The following is an 18,964-nucleotide window of genomic DNA, read 5'->3' as shown; positions in this document are numbered from 1 at the left end:
GTGACCGGACGGCTGGGACGCCTGGTTGCGGCTCCGTTCCGAGCTGCCGGAGCAGCAGCGGTACACACGGCGAAAGCCGCCGCCCGCTTCTGGTCAGCGCGCTGGCCGGCGCGTTCGTGACCCTGTAGCAAGCGGCGGCTTCGCCGTCGTGGGAGGGAAGGCCTATCCCGCGTAGGGATCGGCGATGCCGATGTACTGGGTGTAGAGGTATTCCTCGATGCCTTCGAGGCCGCCTTCGCGCCCGAGGCCGGACTGCTTGACGCCGCCGAAGGGTGCCGCGGCGTTGGAGATGACGCCGGCGTTCAGGCCCAGCATGCCGGTTTCAAGGCGTTCGCCCATTCGGATGCCGCGGTTGAGGTCCTTGGTGAAGACGTAGGCCACCAGCCCGTATTCGGTGTTGTTGGCCAACCGCACCGCGTCGTCCTCGCTGCTGAAGGTGGTGATCGGGGCGACCGGGCCAAAGATTTCCTCGGCCAGGATCCGGGTACCTTCGGTGACGCCGGAAAGGATGGTGGGCTGGTAGAAGTAGCCCGGGCCCTCCACCGGCCCGCCGCCCAGGACTGCCTTGGCACCTGACGCGACGGCGTCCGAGACCAGTTCGTGGACCTTGTTGCGGCTCTTGGCGTCGATCAGCGGGCCCACCTTGGACTCGGGCTCGGTGCCCCGGGCCGTGGTCATCTCCTTCATCTTCGCCGCGAACTTCTCCGCGAACTCCGCGGCAACGGACTCGTGCACGATGAAACGGTTGGCCGCGGTGCAGGCTTCACCCATGTTCCGCAGCTTCGCTAGCATGGCGCCGGCGACGGCAGCGTCCAGGTCGGCGTCCTCGAAGACCACGAACGGGGCGTTGCCGCCGAGCTCCATGGAGGTGCGCAGGACGGTTTCGGAGGCGTCCGCGAGCAGGCGGCGGCCCACTTCCGTGGAGCCGGTAAAGGACAGTTTACGGAGCCGGGAGTCCTTGATCAGCGGGCCGGTGGTAGCGCCGGCCGTTGAGGTGGGGATAACGTTCAGGACGCCGGCGGGCAGGCCGGCCTCCATCATGACGGCGGCGAACAGCTGGGAGGTCAGCGGCGTGAGGTTCGCTGACTTCAGCACCATGGTGCAGCCCGCGGCCACGGCCGGGGCGATCTTGCGGGTGGCCATGGCCAGCGGGAAGTTCCATGGCGTGATCAGCAGGCAGGGACCCACCGGTTTCTTGGTGACCAGCAGCCGGGACTTCCCGTCCGGGGAGACCGAGTAGCGGCCGAAGGCACGGACAGCTTCCTCCGAGAACCAGCGCAGGAACTCGGCGCCGTAGGTGACCTCGCCCCGGGCTTCTGCCAGCGGCTTGCCCATCTCCATCGTCATGAGCAAGGCGAAGTCCTCGGCCCGCTCCGTCACGAGCTCAAACGCGCGGCGCAGGATTTCGCCGCGTTCACGCGGTGGGACTTTTGCCCAGGACTCCTGGGCGGCGGCGGCCGCGTCCAGGGCCGCGGCACCGTCTTCAGGACCGGCGTCGGCAACGCTCAACAGCACCTTGCCCGTCGCCGGGTCCTCGACGTCGAAGGTCTTGCCCGAAGCGGCAGCCCGCCACTCACCATTGATAAGCAGGCCGGTGGGAACAGAGGCCAAAAGGGCGCTTTCGCGTTCTGCGGAAACGGCCGGCTGTGCAGTGACAGTCACGATGACTCCCTCGTCAGTAGGGTTGTTGCAGCCCCGGGCGGCGGCCGGAGTAGCCGCCGTCGTCATGGCTGATTAGTTGCCAGACTACTGCTGTGCCCCCTGCGGGTCTACGCCTTCACGCACTACGGAAAGAGGGAAGGCCTGTGCATCTGCACAGCCCTTTCCCTGCCGCAGGGCGCCCCCTCAGCGGGCTGCGAGAACGGCCGAGTAGAGCTCGCGCTTGCTTACCCGGACATCTTCCGCCACGGCCGCGACAGCCTCCTTAAGGCGGATCCCCTGGGACACGAGTTCATTGACGGCCGCGACGTGGTCCTCCGGGGTCCCCGGAGCCTGCTCAGGTGCACCGGCCAGGACAACGGCGATTTCACCACGGACCTCTGTGGTCTCGGCCCATTGCAGGAGCTCCCCGAGCGAACCGCGGATCACCTCCTCGTAGGTCTTGGTCAATTCCCTGCAAACGGCTACCCGGCGGTCAGAGCCAAAGCGTTCGCGCAGCGCTCGCAGCATCACCTCCAGCCGGTGCGGCGCTTCGAAGAACACCATCGTCCGGCGCTCCCCCGCAAGGTCAGCCAGGCGGGACGCCCTTTCACCTGCCTTCCGGGGCAGAAATCCCTCAAAGCAGAAACGGTCCGTGGGCAGGCCGGACAGTGCCAGCGCCGTCAGTACAGCCGACGGGCCGGGTACGGCAGTGACGGTGAGCCCGTCCGCCACGGCGCCTTCCACCAGCCGGAACCCGGGATCTGACACCGAGGGCATCCCGGCGTCGGTGACCATCACCAGGGTCTTGCCCGCCTTCACCTGTTCAAGAAGTTCGGCCGTTTTTACTGCCTCGTTGTGCTCGTGGTAACTGATCACGCGGCCGGCAACAGTGACGCCCAGGCTCTGCACCAACCGGTGCAGGCGGCGGGTGTCTTCAGCCGCAACGATGTCCGCCGAGCCCAGCAACTCCACCAGGCGGGCGGACGCATCGCCCGTGTTGCCGATCGGGGTGGCCGCCAGCACGATCCGACCTCCCGCAGGCGCCGGTACCGGGACTGCATCCGAACCCCCTGACGGTTGTCCTCCGGATTCCTCATTGGGGGTGGCAGTGCCGGAATCAGGAAAGGGGCTGGGGTTAGGGTCCACGCCACCAGCCTACTGCTGCGGGGCGCGGCCAGCCGCAAAAGGTAGCATGGGGCTCGTGACGCAGACCTCGACGCGGCCGGCCGGGGCCGAACACGCCACATCCCCGGAGCCCACCGGTTCCTCCACCGGAATGGTTGCCCGGCCCGGGAACCCGCCGGCCCGGCCGTGGGTCAGCCGCCCCGCGGAGGCCTTTACGGCGCAGTCCCTGCGGGCGCGGCTGCTGGGGCCCGTCCAGAGCTGGCGGGACTACCCGCCGTCGCTGCGGCTTTGGTTCCTGCTGGTTCCCCTCCTGGCTGCGGCAGCCGGCGGCGTCCTGCGGTTTGTCCGGCTGGAGGCGCCAAACAAGCTGGTCTTTGACGAAACGTATTACGTCAAGGACGCCTACTCGTACCTCATCAGCGGTTATGAGCGTAGCTGGCCGGACAAAGCCAATGATTCCTTCAACGCAGGAAACCCGGCCCTGCTCTTGGACTCTCCGGAGTACGTGGTCCACCCCCCGGTGGGAAAGTGGATGATCGCCGCCGGGATGTGGCTCTTCGGGGCGGATAATTCTTTCGGTTGGCGCTTCGCTGCGGCCCTGACCGGGACCCTGTCCATCCTGCTCCTGTCCCTGATAGCGCTGAAACTCTTCCATTCACTGCCGCTGGCGGGTGCCGCGGGACTTCTCCTCGCCGTGGACGGCCATCACCTGGTGATGTCGCGGACATCGCTGCTGGATATCTTCCTGATGTTCTGGATCCTCGCAGCGTTTGGCGCCCTGCTGATGGACCGGGATGACGGACGACGCCGGCTGGCGGCCCGGCTGGCCAAGGCTGCGTCCGCCAACGGGGGACTTCCCACCTCCGCGCAACTGCTGTCCGGGCCATGGCTGGGGACCCGGTGGTGGCGGATAGCAGCCGGAGTCTTTCTGGGCCTTGCCGTGGGGACCAAATGGTCAGGCTTGTTCTTCCTGGCCGGTTTCGGCATCCTCACCGTCCTGTGGGACCTCAGCGCACGGCGGGTGGCGGGGATCCGCGGCTGGATCAGCGGCGGCGTAATCAAGGACGGCATCCCGGCGTTCCTGAGCATGGTCCCGGTTGCCGCGCTCGTATACACCGCCACCTGGACCGGCTGGTTCCGCTCAGACGACGCCTACTTCCGCCGCTGGGCGCAGAGCAATCCGTCTTCTGCATGGGACTGGCTGCCGGATTCGGTCCGGTCCCTGGCGCATTACCATCTGGAAGCGTACAAGTTCCACCAGGGCCTGGGGTCCGAACACCCCTATGAGGCCAGCGCCTGGAGCTGGCTGCTGATGGGCAGGCCCACGTCGTTTTTCTACGAATCGCCGGAGCGCGGCACACCGGGCTGCGACGTGGACAAGTGCACGTCCGCCATCCTGTCGGTGGGAAATCCCCTCGTCTGGTGGGCGGCAGCCATATCGCTGGTGGTGCTCCTGTTCTGGTGGGCGGGGCGCCGGGACTGGCGGGCGGGAGCGGTGCTTGCGGGTGTCGCCGCGGGGTACCTGCCTTGGTTCCTGTACCCGGAGCGGACCATGTTCTACTTTTACGCCGTGTCCTTCGAACCGTTCCTGGTGCTGGCGCTTGTCTACTGCCTGGGGCTGGTCCTGGGAAGGACGACCGACCCGCCCTGGCGCCGCCGGTCCGGGCTGTACCTGGTGGCCTTGTTCGTGGCGGCCGCAGTCCTGTTGGCGGCCTACTTCTATCCGGTCTGGGCAGCCGAAGTCATCCCGTACCAGGAGTGGCGGCTCCGGATGTGGATGCCTTCCTGGATCTAGGGCAGGATGGCAGATGATCCCCGACGGAGCCGCTGCCGCGGCATGGCAGCGGAACGGAGACCCCAGTGAGAGAAGCGAGCACTGAACTGCTGGTTGAGCTTGATGCCGCCAGCAACGTCACGGATCTGCTGCTGGAGCAACAGGCCGCCAACCCGGCCCACGCCCTGTACCGGCGCAAGGGGCCCAACGGCTGGATGGACGTGACGGCGCAGAAATTTCTGCAGGATGTCAGCGCCCTGGCCAAAGGCCTGATCGCCGGCGGAATCGAGCCGGGTGACGCCGTTGCTGTAATGTCCGCCACCTCCTACGAATGGACGCTGGTCGATTTCGCCATCTGGTTTGCCGGCGGCGTGACCGTTCCCATTTACGAGACGTCCTCCCCCGGCCAGGTGGAGTGGATCCTCCACGACTCCGGGGTACGGCGTGTCTTCGTCGAGGACCGAGCCAAAGTGAAGCTTGTGGCGGGGGTTTTGGCCGGTTCCACGTTGCTCCGGGACCGCCTCGTCCATGTGGTCCGAATGGATTTCGACGGCGAAGCCCCGGACCTCGCGAGCCTGGCCGCCGCCGGAACGGGTGTCACCGATGCTGAGCTGGAACGGCACCGGAGCCGTGCGGGGCTGGATGACGTGGCGTCCCTGGTTTATACCTCCGGAACCACCGGCAACCCCAAAGGCTGCGAAATCACCCACGGCAATTTCGCACTGGTGGCCAGGAACATCGTCGCTTTCCTCCCGGAACTGCTGCTCCAGGACCAGGCCCGCACGCTCATGTTCCTGCCGCTCGCGCACGTCCTGGCCCGGGCGGTCCAGGTGGTCTGCCTCACCGCCGGCGCTACCCTGGGGCACACGCGGGGGGCGGCCCAGCTCCTGGAGGACCTGGGCACGTTCCGGCCCACGTTCCTGCTGGTGGTTCCGCGGATCTTCGAAAAGGTCCGCGCCACCGCAGGACACAAGGCCGCGGTGGCGGGCAAGGCGCGGCTTTTTAACGCCGCATCGGCAACAGCCATTGAGTACTCACGGGAGGAGGACAGGCGCAGCCGGGGCAAGGACAGCGGTCCGGGATTGCTCTGCCGAATTCGCCACGGAATTTTCGACAGGCTGCTTTACCCGCGGCTTCGCCACGCCTTCGGCGGCCACGTGGGGTACACCGTGTCCGGCGCCAGTGCACTTGCGCCGGAGGATGCCCATTTTTTCCGGGGTGCCGGAATTCCTGTCCTGGAGGGGTACGGCCTCACCGAGACCACCGCACCATGTACTGTCAACACACCCTCACGTACGCGGGTGGGATCTGTGGGCATCCCCATCCCCGGGACCACCATCCGGGTAGCCGAAGACGGCGAGATCCTGGTGAAGGGCATCGGCGTCTTCAAGGGTTACCACGCCAATCATGCGGCAAACGCAGAAGCCTTCGTGGATGGCTTCTTCCGCACAGGCGACCTCGGGGAGCTTGACGCCCAGGGGTTCCTTACCATCACCGGGCGGAAGAAGGATCTGCTGGTCACGGCCGCCGGCAAAAATGTTGCGCCCGGGCCCTTGGAGGAAAGGATCCGCGCCCATCCGCTGGTGGCCCACGCGGTGGTGGTGGGCGACGGAAAGCCCTTTGTGGCGGCGCTCGTGAGTTTGAATCCGGACGGCCTGGACAACTGGCGCTCCGAGCAGGGGTTGCCCGCCCTTTCTGTGCGCGAGGCTGTTACGGATCCGCACGTAGCGGCAGCTATACAGGATGCGGTGGATCAGGCGAACCAGCTGGTATCCAAGGCAGAATCCATCCGCAAGTTCACCGTGCTGGACGCCCAGTTCACCGTCGAGTCAGGTCACCTCACGCCTTCCCTCAAGCTGAAGCGTTCCGCCGTCGTGCATGACTTCGAAAGCGATATCGCCAAGCTCTACTCCTGACCCGCTGGCTGGCCCGTTGCGCCCTCCGCTGACTGCTCAGCCGCCGCTGGTTCATCCTTGGCGAGGCCTCGGCGCCGGCGTGTAGGCCAGGTGAGGATCAGCGTGACGAGGGACGTCAACAGCACCAGGCCCGCGATCACCATTCCGGCGTCGATCCAGAACTGCCCGGGGAACAGTCGGATCAGGGTGTCGTCCAAGCTGAACGTCCATGATCCGTCCGCGAAGAAGATCCGGTGGAACTCGGTGAAGAACTGCTGCCATCCCAGCACTGCAAGGGAGCCCAGGCCCAGGATCAGGACCAGCGTGATGATGGAGCCGGCGAAGAGGCCCCTGCGTACTCCCCCGGTGCTTCGCTTGCGCAGGTAGAGGACAGCGATGAGGCTCACCAGGATCAACAACACACCGGCACCAAAGGTGGACAGGATCACCAGTTTGACGTCCGCCATGTGGCTGACTTCGCCATCCTTGAACAGCTTGTCGCCGCTGCGGTGCACGAGGTCGCCCAAGTAGCGCGGGCCGGCCCAGTTACTGAGGTAATCAACGGCGTAGGAGCCGTAGGTCATCCTGTCATCAGTGCTGAATCCGTAGCCGTCCCCGGGAAATCCAGGGCGGTTGTACTCCACCCACAGGAACAACGGGCTGGTCACGGCACGCACAGCAAGGATGAGCAGGATCAGTGGGAAGAACAGGGCAAGCAGGACCTGCATCACCCGGGGCGTCACCGGTTTGGCATTGGCGGCACTCTCGCGCTGGGCATTGCGGCGCTCCACCTCCTCCTCCGGCGGACGGACCTGCAGCGCTGAGGTGGGCAGGCGTTCCTTGAATACCGGAGAGCTGTCCCGCCCGGAGTCGGGCCCGGAATCCTCGGCGGCGGACTCTGCGGCTTTTCGGTCGGCCCGGCTCTCCGGCTGGACGGCCTGGCCGGAGGCGGGGGCGGTGGCAGCCTTGGCGGCAGAGCCCCCGGCCCGTCCTGTTGCGGCTGAACCGGAATTTGTTGCGGGAGAACCGGTATCTGTTGCAAAGGAACGGGCCTCGGCATTCCCGTGCACAGGCGCCGTGGCTTTTCCGGCTGATTCCCGCACGGCATCCGCACGGGAATCATCGGGGAGGTCTGCGGCAGAACTCCCGGCGCCTGCGCCGGCGGGAGTCAACCATGAAAACGCCGGCTCGTCAGAATCACTTGATGTGTCCAGGACCGGTTCCGGCTGCGGCTCGGCGCGCCTGGCGCGGGCAGGAGTTTCGTCTTTCACAGCAGCGTCACTTCCGTTGGGTTTTCGCGCCGGATCATGGATCGGCCGGCACGCTTCATCTGTTGACGAGCCTACCGTCCGGGCTTCCGGCGGGGCGAGCAACCACCCCGCATGGATTACAACGATTCAGGCAGCGATTTCCGTATAGCCTGCGTCTTCCCGGCGGAGGTCGCCGCGCTCCCCTGCAAGATAGGCGGGGCGCCCGCAGGCAAAGACGTACAGCCAGTATCCGGCAAGGACCGCGGCCCCAATGCCGATCTTTGCCCAGACCGGCAGCGCACTGGGTGTAACGAAACCTTCCACCAGGCCTGAGACGAAGAGCACCAAAACCAGGCCCAAGGCTACGGTGATCAAGGACCTGCCTTCCTCGGCCACCGCCCGGCCACGTGTGCGGGGCCCCGGGGAGACCATTGCCCAGAAGATCCGGAGGCCGGCGGCACAGGCAATAAACACCGCTGTGAGTTCCATCAGGCCGTGCGGCAGGATGTAGCTGAAGAAGACCTCCGACTTCCCCGCGGCCGCAAAGATGCCCGCGGCTATGCCCACCCCTTGGGCGTTGCTGAACAAAATCATGGGCACCCACACTCCTGTGATGCCCAGTGCTACAGCCTGAGCGCTGATCCAGGCGTTGTTGGTCCACACTGCGCCGGCGAAGGAGGCGGCAGGGTTCTCCGAGTAGTAATTGATGAAGTCTTCCTCGACGTACTGCCGGAGCGCTGCTTCGGACGCCACCGCCCGCAGTGCTTCCGGCGAGGTGCTGATCCAGACTGCGTAGGCCGCGCCGATCAGGAGAAAAGCTGCCCCACAGGCAAGGGTGAGCCAAGTGAGCCGGTAGAAGGCGGCGGGCAGGGCCACCACAAAAAACCGCGCCAGGTCCTCCAGCACGTTGGACCGCGCGCCGGTGAAGCGCGTGCGCGCCTGGGCAAGCGTGGCGGACAGTGAAGCGGACAGTCCGCTTTCCGGGGCCAGCGACCGGATGAGGGAGAGGTGGGCGGACGTGGACTGGTACAGCGCCAGGAGTTCATCCGCTTCCGGGCCGCTGAGCCTGCCCTTATAGGCAAGTTCATGCAGCCGCGACCATTTGTCCGCGTTGACGGCGGAGAACGCGTCCATATCCACGGCAACAGCCTAGCGGCCCGCACTAGACTATGAGCGTCCCGTCAGCCGCGAGGAACTGGAACATTGTGAGTTCGATAGTCACCGGTGAGGCCGTTGTCCTGGAGTTGCGTCCGGCATCATTTGCGGCCCGCGCGCTGGGCCTGCTCCTGGACATGGCCTTAGGCATCATTTTGCTGGTGGTCATCCTGATCGGAGTAGCGGCGGCGGGCGAGGACCTTGACGAGGCGGCCCTGCGGGCCCTGGTGCTGGCCAGTGTTGTCTTCTGCCTGGTTATCGTTCCGGTGGCGGTGGAGACCCTGAGCCGCGGGCTTTCGCTGGGCAAGCTCGCAGCCGGCCTGCGCGTGGTGCGGGATGACGGCGGTGCCATCCGGTTCCGCCACGCCCTCATCCGCGGCCTGGTCGGATTCCTCGAGATCTACCTGACCCTGGGTGGACTCGCCATCGCCGTGGCCCTGTTCAATGACAGGTCTCGCCGCCTGGGCGACCTGATGGCCGGGACCTACGCCATCCGCAGCCGTGTACCGGTCGAAGCGTCCGCGCCGGTGTTCGTTCCGCCACGCCTGCGGTCCTGGGCCTCCAGCGCGGATATCGGGCGGATTCCGGACGCGACGGCGCGCCGGGCATCCCAGTTCATCTCCCAGGCCGGCCGGATGGCACCCCTGTCCAGGGCGGGCATGGCCGAGTCGATCGCCACTGAACTCGCCGCCCATGTAGCCCCGCCTCCGCCGCCCGGGACGAGCCCCGGCGACTACCTTGCCGCCGTCGTGGCCGAACGGCGGAGCAGGGAGCTTGCCAGGTTGTCGCAGGCACGACGGCGGAGCGCTGAGACGGGTGAGCGGCTGCAACGTCTGCCTTTCGGCGACTAGGCGTTAGTTGTCGTATTCGCTCCACGGGATGTTCCAGTCGCCAAACCCATCATCGTTGGCTGCGTAGTCGCCTTCAGTATTAACAATCTGGACAACGTCGCCGGTGCCCATGTTGTCAAAGACCCAGGCGGCGCCGTCGGGGGCGAATCCTATGCAGCCGTGCGAGACGTTGGTGTTGCCGATAAAGGGATAGGCCGACTCCAGCGCCTGGTGGATGTAGGCCCCGCTGAGGGTGAGCCGGATGGTGTATTCCACGTCGACGTCACCGTAATAGGCAGGGTCATCGGGTTTCAAGCCGATGCTTGAGGCACGGAAGTGGTCGTAGCGCTTCTTTTCCATCAGCACGCCGTAGCCGCGGGCAGACGGGAACCGCTTGTCCCCCATGCTTACCGGCAGCGTCTTGACGACCTGATCGTTGACGCTGAGCGTGAAGGTATGCGCCGCTGCGTCCGCCACCGCCACCTTCTTGTCACCGATGGAGACGTTCACCTTCTTGTTGAAGTTGGCGATCTGGCCGTTGCCCAGGTCTACGCCGAAGAGCTGCATGTCCATGGTGATGGTGGAGTTTGCCGCCCAGAAATTCTCAGCCCGGTACCGGACCATGGTGTCACTGTGCCAATGGAAAGCGCCCACTTGGCCGGCGCTGCTGGTGATGCTGATGGCCTTTTCCACAGCCGCGCGGTTGACCACGGGTTCACTGAAGATGACCTGTAGCGGCTGCCCCACGCCCACCTTCATGCCGTCCAGGGGGTAAATCGCCGCGTCCGCCTCATGCGAACTGGGCACCGTGCTGAAGGACTGCGTGGTGCTGGTCTCGCGTCCGGCGCCATCCTTCACCACGTACGTGTAGCTGTAGTCCGTGTTGAACTTCAGGGGGCCGGACGTCGTCCAGCCTGTTCCCGCGGCGTCGATGCTGCCCTCCACCGTCTCGCCTGCGGTACTGGCGAGCGTAACGCGTTCAATGGTGCCGTTGGCCACCTTCAGGGACACCGGTGCTGCCGGGTTCACCTGCTTGGAACCGTTGGCCGGCGCGGCGTCGAGCTTCAGGGGCGCAATGACCGGCGCGACGATGCCGGGCGACGTCCGGACGGCGGTCCCTGCTTCGGACTCGATGGTTCCGCGGGCGATTCCCGGTGCCACAGCAGCGAACACGCCGCCCACGGCGGCGAGGATGCAGACAGCGGCCACCACAAGAATCTTCTTGACCCTGCCCGGACGGCGGGATTGGACTTCAGGCTCCATATTTTGATCCTAGGCGCTAAAAGTAACAGCCCGGGTGCTCTCCCACCCGGGCTCTTTACTTCTTAGTAACGATAGTGCTCGGGCTTGTACGGGCCGGCGACGTCCAGGTCCAGGTACTCAGCCTGGTCCTTGGTCAGTTCGGTCAGCTCCACGCCAAGGGCGTCCAGGTGCAGGCGGGCCACCTTTTCATCCAAAACCTTGGGCAGGACGTAGACCTGGTTTTCGTACTCGCGCTCTCCCTCGGGCTGGTCCTTCTTGGTCCACAACTCGATCTGGGCGATGGTCTGGTTGGCAAAGGAGTTGCTCATCACGAAGGACGGGTGCCCCGTGGCGTTGCCCAGGTTCAGCAGGCGGCCTTCGGAGAGGACAATAATGGAACGCTCGGTGTCAGCCCCTGCGTCAAAAACCCATTCGTGGACCTGCGGCTTGATTTCCACCTTCTTGATGCCCGGGATCCTGGCAAGTCCGGCCATGTCGATCTCGTTGTCGAAGTGGCCGATGTTGCCCACAATTGCCTTGTTCTTCATGCCCGCCATGTGATCGGCCATGATGACGTCCTTGTTGCCCGTGGTGGTGATGAAGATATCGCCCTGGGCCAGGACGGACTCAAGCTTGGCCACCTGGTAGCCGTCCATCGCCGCCTGCAGGGCGCAGATGGGGTCGATCTCCGTGACGATCACCCGCGAGCCCTGGCCGCGCAGCGCCTCCGCCGCGCCCTTGCCGACGTCGCCATAGCCGCAGACGACGGCGACTTTGCCGCCCATGAGCACGTCGGTTGCACGGTTGATGCCATCCGGGAGTGAGTGCCGGATTCCGTACTTGTTATCGAACTTGCTCTTGGTGACGGAGTCGTTGACATTGATGGCGGGGAAGAGCAGCTTGCCCTGTTCAGCCAATTGGTACAGGCGGTGCACACCCGTCGTGGTTTCTTCGCTGACGCCCTTGATGTTGGCCGCCGTGCGGGTCCACTTGTGCGGGTCCGCTGCCAAGGAGCGGCGAAGCACATCGAGGAAGATGCCGTACTCTTCGGAGTCCGTTGGGTCGGCGGACGGGACGTTGCCCACCGCCTCGAATTCGGCGCCCTTGTGTACCAGCATGGTGGCGTCGCCGCCGTCGTCCAGGATCATGTTGGCGCCGAGCTCCGGGTTGGACTCAGCGCCAGGCCAGGTGAGGATCTGCTCGGCAGTCCACCAGTATTCCTCCAGCGTTTCACCCTTCCAAGCGAACACCGGCACGCCTCGGGGGTCCTCCGCCGTGCCCTTTCCAACCACTACAGCAGCGGCGGCCTCATCCTGGGTGGAGAAGATGTTGCAGGAGGCCCAGCGGACCTCGGCACCCAGCGCGGTGAGGGTTTCGATCAGCACCGCAGTCTGCACCGTCATGTGCAGCGATCCTGCGATCCGCGCGCCCTTCAGCGGCTGGGTGGGTCCGAACTCCTCGCGGAGGGACATCAAGCCGGGCATTTCGTGCTCTGCCAGGCGGATCTGGTGCCTGCCGGCCTCGGCCAGCGAGATGTCGGCAACCTTGTAATCAAAAGCCATGGATGGATCCTTTACTCTGTCCGGCGGTGGCCGGATGCTGCTTGCGGCGCCCGGTCAGGGAGCCGCGGCGTGGGCGCCGGTGGTTTGGTGCTGTCGGATGAAGGCTAAACGGCTTGGGGTATACCGGCTGCTGAATCGTGCTGCCCTGGACGGGCCGCATTCGCTGCTGCCAACAGTTCGGGCGGAAGAAGGACGGGAATCCCGTCCTCGATGGCGTAGCGGGGCCTCACTCCGGAGTCATGCGCGCCGGCTGCAACAAGTTCCTCGCCTTCCTGAACCAGGGAGGACCCAGTCACGGGGCAACGCAGGATGGACAGGAGTTCAGGACTGATCTTTGGCATTACTCATGCTCCCTGGCGGGCGCGCTGGCGCCGGTAGCGGACGGAATTGCAGCTTCCAGCCTACCGCCAGATGCGCTTCAGGACGGTTCCCGCAGGACGCGGAGATGGCCCCTTCGGGTGCCTTCCGCTCCGGCCGGCGCTTCCAATGCGGAATGGGGGCCGCGTTTCCCGGAGGTTGGCGGCGTCCGGGCAGGCAAGGCAGCGGCATCCCGGACCGCGTTGGCCAATGCCAGGAGGTCATCGGGGCCCGGCTGCTGCGGAGTGGAGGGCATGGCCAGGCGCAGAACCTCCCACCCCCGCGGGACCGTAAGGGAATCAGCGTGCTGCTCGCACAAATCGTAACAATGGGGCTCGGCGTAGGTGGCCAGTGGTCCAAGGACCGCCGTGGAATCCGCGTAAACGTACGTCAGGGTAGCTACCGCTGACTGGCGGCACGCAGATCTTGAACACTGACGGATAGCTCCCACGACATCACAGACTACTCTGTGCACGCAGCAAAACACCGCATTGCTGCCCTGTCGACGCGCCCTGGTGCAAGCAGCCCATGTGTCGCGTAAATCCTCCCCCGGGTTTACAGTCAATGTATGCAGTCATCGAACCATGAATCAGGCTTTACGGTCCGGTTGGCTGAGCCGGATATCCGCACTGACCAGCGCACGCCGGCACCGGGCAAGAGCTACATGATGCGCCGCCGAAACCGCCACGGACGGGGTCTCCGGGGCGAAGTCATGCTCCCCACCCATCCCGGTTACCGCACACGCTCGGACCGCTTTGATGACTTGGTGCTGGACTCCGCGCAACGGCTTCATGACATCTGGGGCAAGACCCTGGATGGCGTCCGCTTTGGCGTCGATGAGATCCCGCCGGACCTGGAGCAGTTGGCCGCCACTGCAGCCACTCCCCCCATGGGTTCCTACACTCCTGCCACCGACGAGGACGGGCCAATGATTACCGTCTACCGGCGAGTGGTTGAGCAGGCGTGCGGAAGCGTTGAAGAACTCCAGGACCTGGTCCATGACGTGGTAGTGGAACATACGGCTGAAATGCTGGGCGTTGCCCCGGAAACCCTCGATCCGGTGTACCGGCGCAGGTACTGAACCGCTATCTTCCTGGCCTGCGCAACGAGCAGGCGGCAGTAACGGACTTTCCGCCCCTCAGTAACTGAGGGTGACGGGCACTGTTTCCTGGCCCGCCGCCGCCGGCAGGAAGGCCAGGGACGAAACGTCGTCCCTGCCGTCCTGCTGCAACAGCAGGGCCCCGTAGGCGGCGTCGCCCGAAGCCGACACCACGTAGCCCACGACGTCGGAATCCTCAACCTTTTCTGGAATGGCGATGGACGCCGTCGTTCCGCCGGCGATATCGGCAGTGGACGCCGCCCCCACCTTGCCATCGGCAGTGATGGCCGAATAGGTGATAATGGCGCGGTTGTCGAGAGCACCGAAAACCAGGTGCCGTTGACCCCCTTGTGGGACGGGGACCACGTGCTGACTGCCGAGCCTTACTCCTGATGCCGCCCACGCCACGTCTGTTGCCTGGGTTTCCTGGACGCCTCGGGTAATCCGGACAGCGGCTACGAACGTGACATCCGACGACGCAACCACCGTGTAATGACCGGCAGGGATGCCAGCCAGCGGGATCTCGGTGACGGTGCCCGCTTTGGCAGTCATCACTCCCCCGTTGGGCAATGCCTTCTGGCCGTCCCGCCCGTACAGCTTGACCTCCACCACGGCGTCTGACGGGCCGGGCACGGTGAGCTGCAGCGCGGGACCCGCGTCCTCATAACCGGATCTTCCGGTGAGCGCTGCCACCTGGCTGGGGTCCTGGATATCCACGCCGGTCATGACCTGCCGGACGGCCGGCGCCGCTCCGGGGACGATGAAATCCACGCCGCCAGGGGTCAGGCCACGCAGGACGCTCTGCTGGATTACGGCAGAAACAGGGCCGCCGGCGCTGCGCACGTGCACACTCAGCTGGGCCTCCCCCGGCGCCAGGCCGGCCAGTACTACCGGCCGCGACGTACCGGGAGCGACCAGCAGTCCCCTGCTGCCGGGCGCCTGGATCTGGCCGCCGGCGCCAAAGAGCTCGAGGCTCACGGTGGCTGGAGTAGTGGAAGCGTTGGTGAGGACAAGCACTGATGTACGGCCCACGGTGGTGCCCGCGCCCGCCAGCCATTGATCGTTCGAGGGCTGCAGGCAGGCGGCTGCCGCGGTGCCCTGCAGATCCCCGTCCATTGCCGCGAACTTCATGGCCGCTGCAGCCGAAGCCTTCTGGTTTGCCAGCGCGTCGGCACTTAGGACGCTCACCTGGTCAACCGAATGGCCCGCCACCACCGCTGCGAGAAGCTCCTGGGAACCCCCCGCGGCACTGGGCTGGGCCTGCTCTTTGGCAATCTCGACGCCGGTTGTTCCGCCAAGTTCCGACAGCCGGCTCGCCGGCAGCGCGCCGCCGGCGCTGAGCACTGCACCCGTGACCGAACTGGCGGCAGTCTCGGACTCGGGGCTGAATTGCGGGTCGGTGCCCGCTTCAGTGCCTTCAAGCAGCCGGGCCGGGCCCGGACAGACCCCAACGCTGCTGCCGGCAGGCACTGCCGCCACCCCTGCCGGCACGGCGCGGCTGGAAAGGGGCTGCGGGAGGACGGACCCGGCTGCCACCACACCGGCTGCTCCGGCGATGATGACGGCGGAGGCGAGGCTGGAGAACAACGCGTTCCGCCCTTTGGTCCCTGAGCGCTTCGCAAAATCGCTGCTTTCCCGGGTTTCAGCGCCGGCGGCATCGCTTGCCGGTGATGCTTCCGGTGGCATTGACGTGTTACGCATTCTGGTGTTCCTTACGCAGCGAGCCTTCGTCCCGGGAAAGGCCCGTCCTCTGACGCCGGGCAGGCATTGGGATGGCGAGCATGACCGTCAGCCCGAAGACGGTGACCTGGGCGATCCCGGACCACAGCGCCCACGGGTTTTCGTATCGCACGGTCAGGTGGCCCGCCGAAGCCGGAAGGGCGAAGGCCTGCGACCACCCGGATGTGGTAGCCGTCAGCCTGCGGCCGTCCAGCCAGGCACTCCAGTTAGGATCCGCCCGTTCCGCCAGCACCACCAGCCGGCCCTCCGGCCCCTGCGGAACAGCAGCATCGACGTCGTCGTGCCCTGACGGGACCAGCGCGATGGCGGCGCCCCCCGCATCAACAACCCGCACCCGGTGGGCAACATCCGCTGCCTGGAGCACGGGCTGGTTCAGCGGGGAGATCCGCCACAGCCAGCCGACGTCGGTCTGACCAACTGCAATGAGCCCGGGTACCGCGTCCATCCTGCTGGCCGTGAGCTGGGCCGCGGTGTCTGCCGCCCGGAGAACCACGAAGCCGACGCCGAGCTGTTCCAGATCGGTCCGGGGGTCCACACCCTGGCCGGCCACCAGCGTTGCCACCACGCGACGGACCGCGGCAGTGACGTCGTCGTCGTCTCGCACCATTTCTGATCCCGGACGGCCGAGGATGTTGCGCGCCGAGGCGATGGCCGAAAGGCTGTCAAGCGTTGTGCCCGCGCCGCGCATCAGGGAAGCGTCATACGTGCCGTCCTCACCGGTGCTGATCAAGAGCGTCCGCGTCTGTTCGGGCCCGGTTCCGCGGTCGGTGGCAGTGGCCGGGAGGATACGGATGCCGGCAGCCTCCACGAGGCGGGGCGTTCCCAATGCAGCGGAGGCCGCTGGCATCTGGGCCGTAACAACAGAGGAGCGGAAAATGTTGTGCGCGGACCAGGCAGCCATTCCTGCAAGGGGTCCGGCCAGCAGGAGCACCATGCCACATGCTGTCGCTGACTGCAGCCACGTCTTGTGTTTTACGCTGCCGGTTGCCGCCGCGTTTGCCATGCCAAGGAGCCGTTCTGCTCCAAGGACGCCGGCACCCAGCAGGGCGAACCCTGCTGCAGAAACCGCCGGTCCGGGGAAGGGCGCCACCATGGCGTCGGCATTCATGCTTGCAGACACCTGTCCTGCGAGCCATCCACCGGCCAGGGCAATCGTGGCGACAACCCATAGTGACCTTGCAATTCCGGTCCGGCTACCGGGAAGGCAGATGCCCGCCACGGCCAGGAGCAGGACGGGGACGGCAAGAAGGAGGGCAAGCAGCAGGGCCCACGGCAGAGCACTGTCCGCGAAGTACGGCAAGCCGGCCAGCCCGCCGCTCGGTCCGAATTCAAGGGGCTGGCCGAGCAGCTGCTGCCATAGTGGAGCGGCGTCGAAACCAAGGGGGACGCCGGGATCAGCCAGCAGGGCCCGTGGCCTGTCCAGGGCTGCAAGTCCGAACGGAATGAACAGGGCAGCGGTGGGCAGCAGTGCCCACCACACCGTCCGGCCGCGACGGCCGAGCAGGAGCCCGCAAAGAACGATCACCACTGTGGTCGGAATCAGCAGGGAAGGCGCGGACGCCGTCACAACAGCCAGCGCCAGGCCGGCCGCCGCCGCCGAGGTCCAGGACGGCATTCCGTTGATCCCTGGCTTAACCGCTGGCCGTTCCGTGGCACGGCGTTCCCCCGGAGGCGGCAGCTGGAAGCGTCCTTGCCCCACTGCGGAGCCAGTGGCCCGCAGCAGGGCCAGGGCGACCAGGGGAACCATGATGTGGGCAATAAGCGCCCCGGCCCGGCCTTGGTTAATTGCCACCTGCAGGGCTGGGGCAGCCGCCCAGAAAAGCGCTGCTGCCAGGCGGAGGCGGCGGCGAACCGTCAGTCCGCCGGCCGCAAACCAGGCCGTGAGGCCGGACAGCGGCGTGCTGAGCAGCAGCAGCCAGGCCATGGCGGCGTTGGCGTCACCCCCGCCCAGAACGCCAAGGATCCAAAGGACATATCCAAAGGGGTCGCCGCGGCCCGGAAGCCCGGCGCCCAACGAAATCCACCAGCTGGACGCATGGTGCCAGATGTCGCCCAGGCTGCTCGAGACGGGAATGAGCGCCCCGCCGGAGACTGCGGGGGCACCGAAGAGTCCGGTCAAACCCAGAAGGGAGGTGACAGAGGCAACGATCACCGCGGCCAGGGCACCATTGCCCACCCAGCCTCGCTTGCTGGTGGCAAGCGCGGCGAAGTCATCGGATGCGTCGCCGCTGGGCTGGTGCGCCAACGGGTCCTGCACGAGGTCGTCCGCCGGGCTGCCGTCAGAGCCCAGGGCCTCCATCAGGGAGCGTCTATGGCTCCACACCTCGCGGCGGGGCGTCTGGAGCTTGCGGATGACGGACCGGCGGATTCGACGCGTCTTCCTGGCGTTCGCCCTTGCCCTGATGACGGCGCGGGGGCGGCCCAGTGCTGCAAGCGTTGCACCGAGCTGCATGATGCCGTGTGCGGGATCCTTGACGGCGATACTTAGGACCAGTTTGAAAATGCTGCCGAGAAGGGCCGCCGCGCCGTGCATGGGTACTATCCACGGCGGTGCGTGCTTCAGCCGCAGGTGGACCTGGGCCTTCCGCGCCGCTGCGGCGTTACCCAGCGCATGCGGCCGGTGTGCTACGTGGAACATCCTGGCCGCGGGGACCACCACCACACGGTGTCCCGCCAGGCGGTTGCGCCAACAGAAATCGACGTCGTCACCGCTGCCGGGCAAGGCAGGATCGAAGCCGCCGAGCTGTTCCCAGACGTCACGGCGCACCAGCATTCCAGCGGAATTCACGGCGAAGGTATCGGTGCGGCCGTCGTACTGCCCTTGGTCAAGTTCGTCGGCGTCGATCAGGGTCAGCCGCTCCGCCCAGCGGCTGGTTGAAAGGCCGACGTCCACCAGCATGCGTCCCGCATGCCAGTCCAACTGCTTGCAGCCCGCGACTGTCACCGATGGTGCCCGTTCGACTGCAAGCAGAAGTTCTGCGAGTGCTTCCGGAGCCGGCGCGGCGTCGTCATGAAGGAGCCAGATCCACTCTGAACTGCCGTTGCCCTGATCCCCACGCCAGGGTGCGAGTTCGGCTAGGCCAGCGGATACTGCGGCGCCCATTCCGCTCTTCCCGCGGTGGTTTACTACATGCGCCCCGCCCAGGGCCTCATCAAGGAGGACCCTGGAGTTGTCGCGGGACCCGGCATCGACGCCGATGACGTAGTCTGCCGGCCGGGTCTGGTCTGCCAAGGCTGCCAGGGTTCTGGGGAGATAGGCACTGCCGTTGTGGGCAACCACAACGGCAGTGACGT

Annotated in this window: 14 protein-coding genes; 4 read left to right on the top strand and 10 right to left on the bottom strand. The window is 66.1% G+C overall.

Features of this window, described 5'->3' with window-relative positions; genetic code table 11:
• Positions 1 to 162: 162 nt before the first annotated feature.
• The gene (locus tag AC5RWX_RS21130) at positions 163 to 1,662 is read right to left on the bottom strand and encodes an NAD-dependent succinate-semialdehyde dehydrogenase (RefSeq protein WP_494098267.1); all 1,500 of its coding nucleotides are present in this window, start codon (positions 1,660 to 1,662) and stop codon (positions 163 to 165) included.
• Between the two features lie 183 nt (positions 1,663 to 1,845).
• Positions 1,846 to 2,787, bottom strand: a complete 942-nt coding sequence (gene rsmI, locus AC5RWX_RS21125; RefSeq protein WP_494098266.1) for a 16S rRNA (cytidine(1402)-2'-O)-methyltransferase — start codon at positions 2,785 to 2,787, stop codon at positions 1,846 to 1,848.
• A gap of 130 nt (positions 2,788 to 2,917) precedes the next feature.
• On the opposite strand from rsmI, the gene AC5RWX_RS21120 reads away from it, so the two are divergent.
• Both AC5RWX_RS21120 and AC5RWX_RS21115 read left to right on the top strand, forming a co-directional pair.
• The gene (locus AC5RWX_RS21120; protein WP_494098269.1) at positions 2,918 to 4,561 is read left to right on the top strand and encodes a dolichyl-phosphate-mannose--protein mannosyltransferase; all 1,644 of its coding nucleotides are present in this window, start codon (positions 2,918 to 2,920) and stop codon (positions 4,559 to 4,561) included.
• A 65-nt stretch (positions 4,562 to 4,626) separates the two neighbouring features.
• Positions 4,627 to 6,456 (top strand): AMP-dependent synthetase/ligase, encoded by a 1,830-nt coding sequence (locus AC5RWX_RS21115; RefSeq protein WP_494098265.1) that lies wholly within the window; start codon positions 4,627 to 4,629, stop codon positions 6,454 to 6,456.
• Here AC5RWX_RS21115 and AC5RWX_RS21110 read toward each other — a convergent pair.
• Positions 6,447 to 7,706, bottom strand: a complete 1,260-nt coding sequence (locus AC5RWX_RS21110; protein ID WP_494098264.1) for a TIGR01906 family membrane protein — start codon at positions 7,704 to 7,706, stop codon at positions 6,447 to 6,449. The genes AC5RWX_RS21115 and AC5RWX_RS21110 overlap by 10 nt on opposite strands.
• Positions 7,707 to 7,832: 126 nt before the next feature.
• Positions 7,833 to 8,825: a stage II sporulation protein M gene (locus AC5RWX_RS21105; RefSeq protein ID WP_494098263.1), complete on the bottom strand. Its 993-nt coding sequence runs from the start codon at positions 8,823 to 8,825 to the stop codon at positions 7,833 to 7,835.
• A 65-nt stretch (positions 8,826 to 8,890) separates the two neighbouring features.
• Between AC5RWX_RS21105 and AC5RWX_RS21100 the strand changes: the two genes are divergently transcribed.
• Positions 8,891 to 9,691: an RDD family protein gene (locus tag AC5RWX_RS21100; protein ID WP_494098262.1), complete on the top strand. Its 801-nt coding sequence runs from the start codon at positions 8,891 to 8,893 to the stop codon at positions 9,689 to 9,691.
• A gap of 3 nt (positions 9,692 to 9,694) precedes the next feature.
• Here AC5RWX_RS21100 and AC5RWX_RS21095 read toward each other — a convergent pair whose 3' ends face one another.
• The 4 genes from AC5RWX_RS21095 to AC5RWX_RS21080 all read right to left on the bottom strand — a co-directional run bounded on the left by AC5RWX_RS21095 (position 9,695) and on the right by AC5RWX_RS21080 (position 13,282).
• Positions 9,695 to 10,933 carry a L,D-transpeptidase gene (locus AC5RWX_RS21095; protein ID WP_494098261.1) on the bottom strand — a complete coding sequence of 413 codons (1,239 nt, stop codon included), beginning with the start codon at positions 10,931 to 10,933 and terminating at the stop codon, positions 9,695 to 9,697.
• 62 nt (positions 10,934 to 10,995) lie between these two features.
• Positions 10,996 to 12,474: an adenosylhomocysteinase gene (gene ahcY / locus AC5RWX_RS21090; RefSeq protein ID WP_494098260.1), complete on the bottom strand. Its 1,479-nt coding sequence runs from the start codon at positions 12,472 to 12,474 to the stop codon at positions 10,996 to 10,998.
• A 104-nt stretch (positions 12,475 to 12,578) separates the two neighbouring features.
• Positions 12,579 to 12,815 carry a Trm112 family protein gene (locus tag AC5RWX_RS21085; RefSeq protein WP_494098259.1) on the bottom strand — a complete coding sequence of 79 codons (237 nt, stop codon included), beginning with the start codon at positions 12,813 to 12,815 and terminating at the stop codon, positions 12,579 to 12,581.
• A gap of 77 nt (positions 12,816 to 12,892) precedes the next feature.
• Complete coding sequence (locus AC5RWX_RS21080; RefSeq protein ID WP_494098258.1) at positions 12,893 to 13,282, bottom strand: DUF3499 domain-containing protein; 390 nt, start codon at positions 13,280 to 13,282, stop codon at positions 12,893 to 12,895.
• A 117-nt stretch (positions 13,283 to 13,399) separates the two neighbouring features.
• Here AC5RWX_RS21080 and AC5RWX_RS21075 point away from each other — a divergent pair, with 117 nt between their 5' ends.
• On the top strand, positions 13,400 to 13,912 hold the full coding sequence (locus AC5RWX_RS21075) for a metallopeptidase family protein (protein ID WP_494098257.1): 513 nt from the start codon (positions 13,400 to 13,402) through the stop codon (positions 13,910 to 13,912).
• A 57-nt stretch (positions 13,913 to 13,969) separates the two neighbouring features.
• Here AC5RWX_RS21075 and AC5RWX_RS21070 read toward each other — a convergent pair whose 3' ends face one another.
• Both AC5RWX_RS21070 and AC5RWX_RS21065 read right to left on the bottom strand, forming a co-directional pair.
• Complete coding sequence (locus AC5RWX_RS21070) at positions 13,970 to 15,631, bottom strand: DUF5719 family protein (protein ID WP_494098256.1); 1,662 nt, start codon at positions 15,629 to 15,631, stop codon at positions 13,970 to 13,972.
• The gene (locus tag AC5RWX_RS21065; protein ID WP_494098268.1) at positions 15,624 to 18,950 is read right to left on the bottom strand and encodes a glycosyltransferase; all 3,327 of its coding nucleotides are present in this window, start codon (positions 18,948 to 18,950) and stop codon (positions 15,624 to 15,626) included. Before AC5RWX_RS21065 ends, AC5RWX_RS21070 begins: the two co-directional genes overlap by 8 nt.
• Positions 18,951 to 18,964: the final 14 nt, after the last annotated feature.

The sequence above is a fragment of the Arthrobacter sp. SPT-J7 genome, from assembly GCF_059089965.1.
This window is presented reverse-complemented; position numbering and strand designations above follow the sequence as displayed.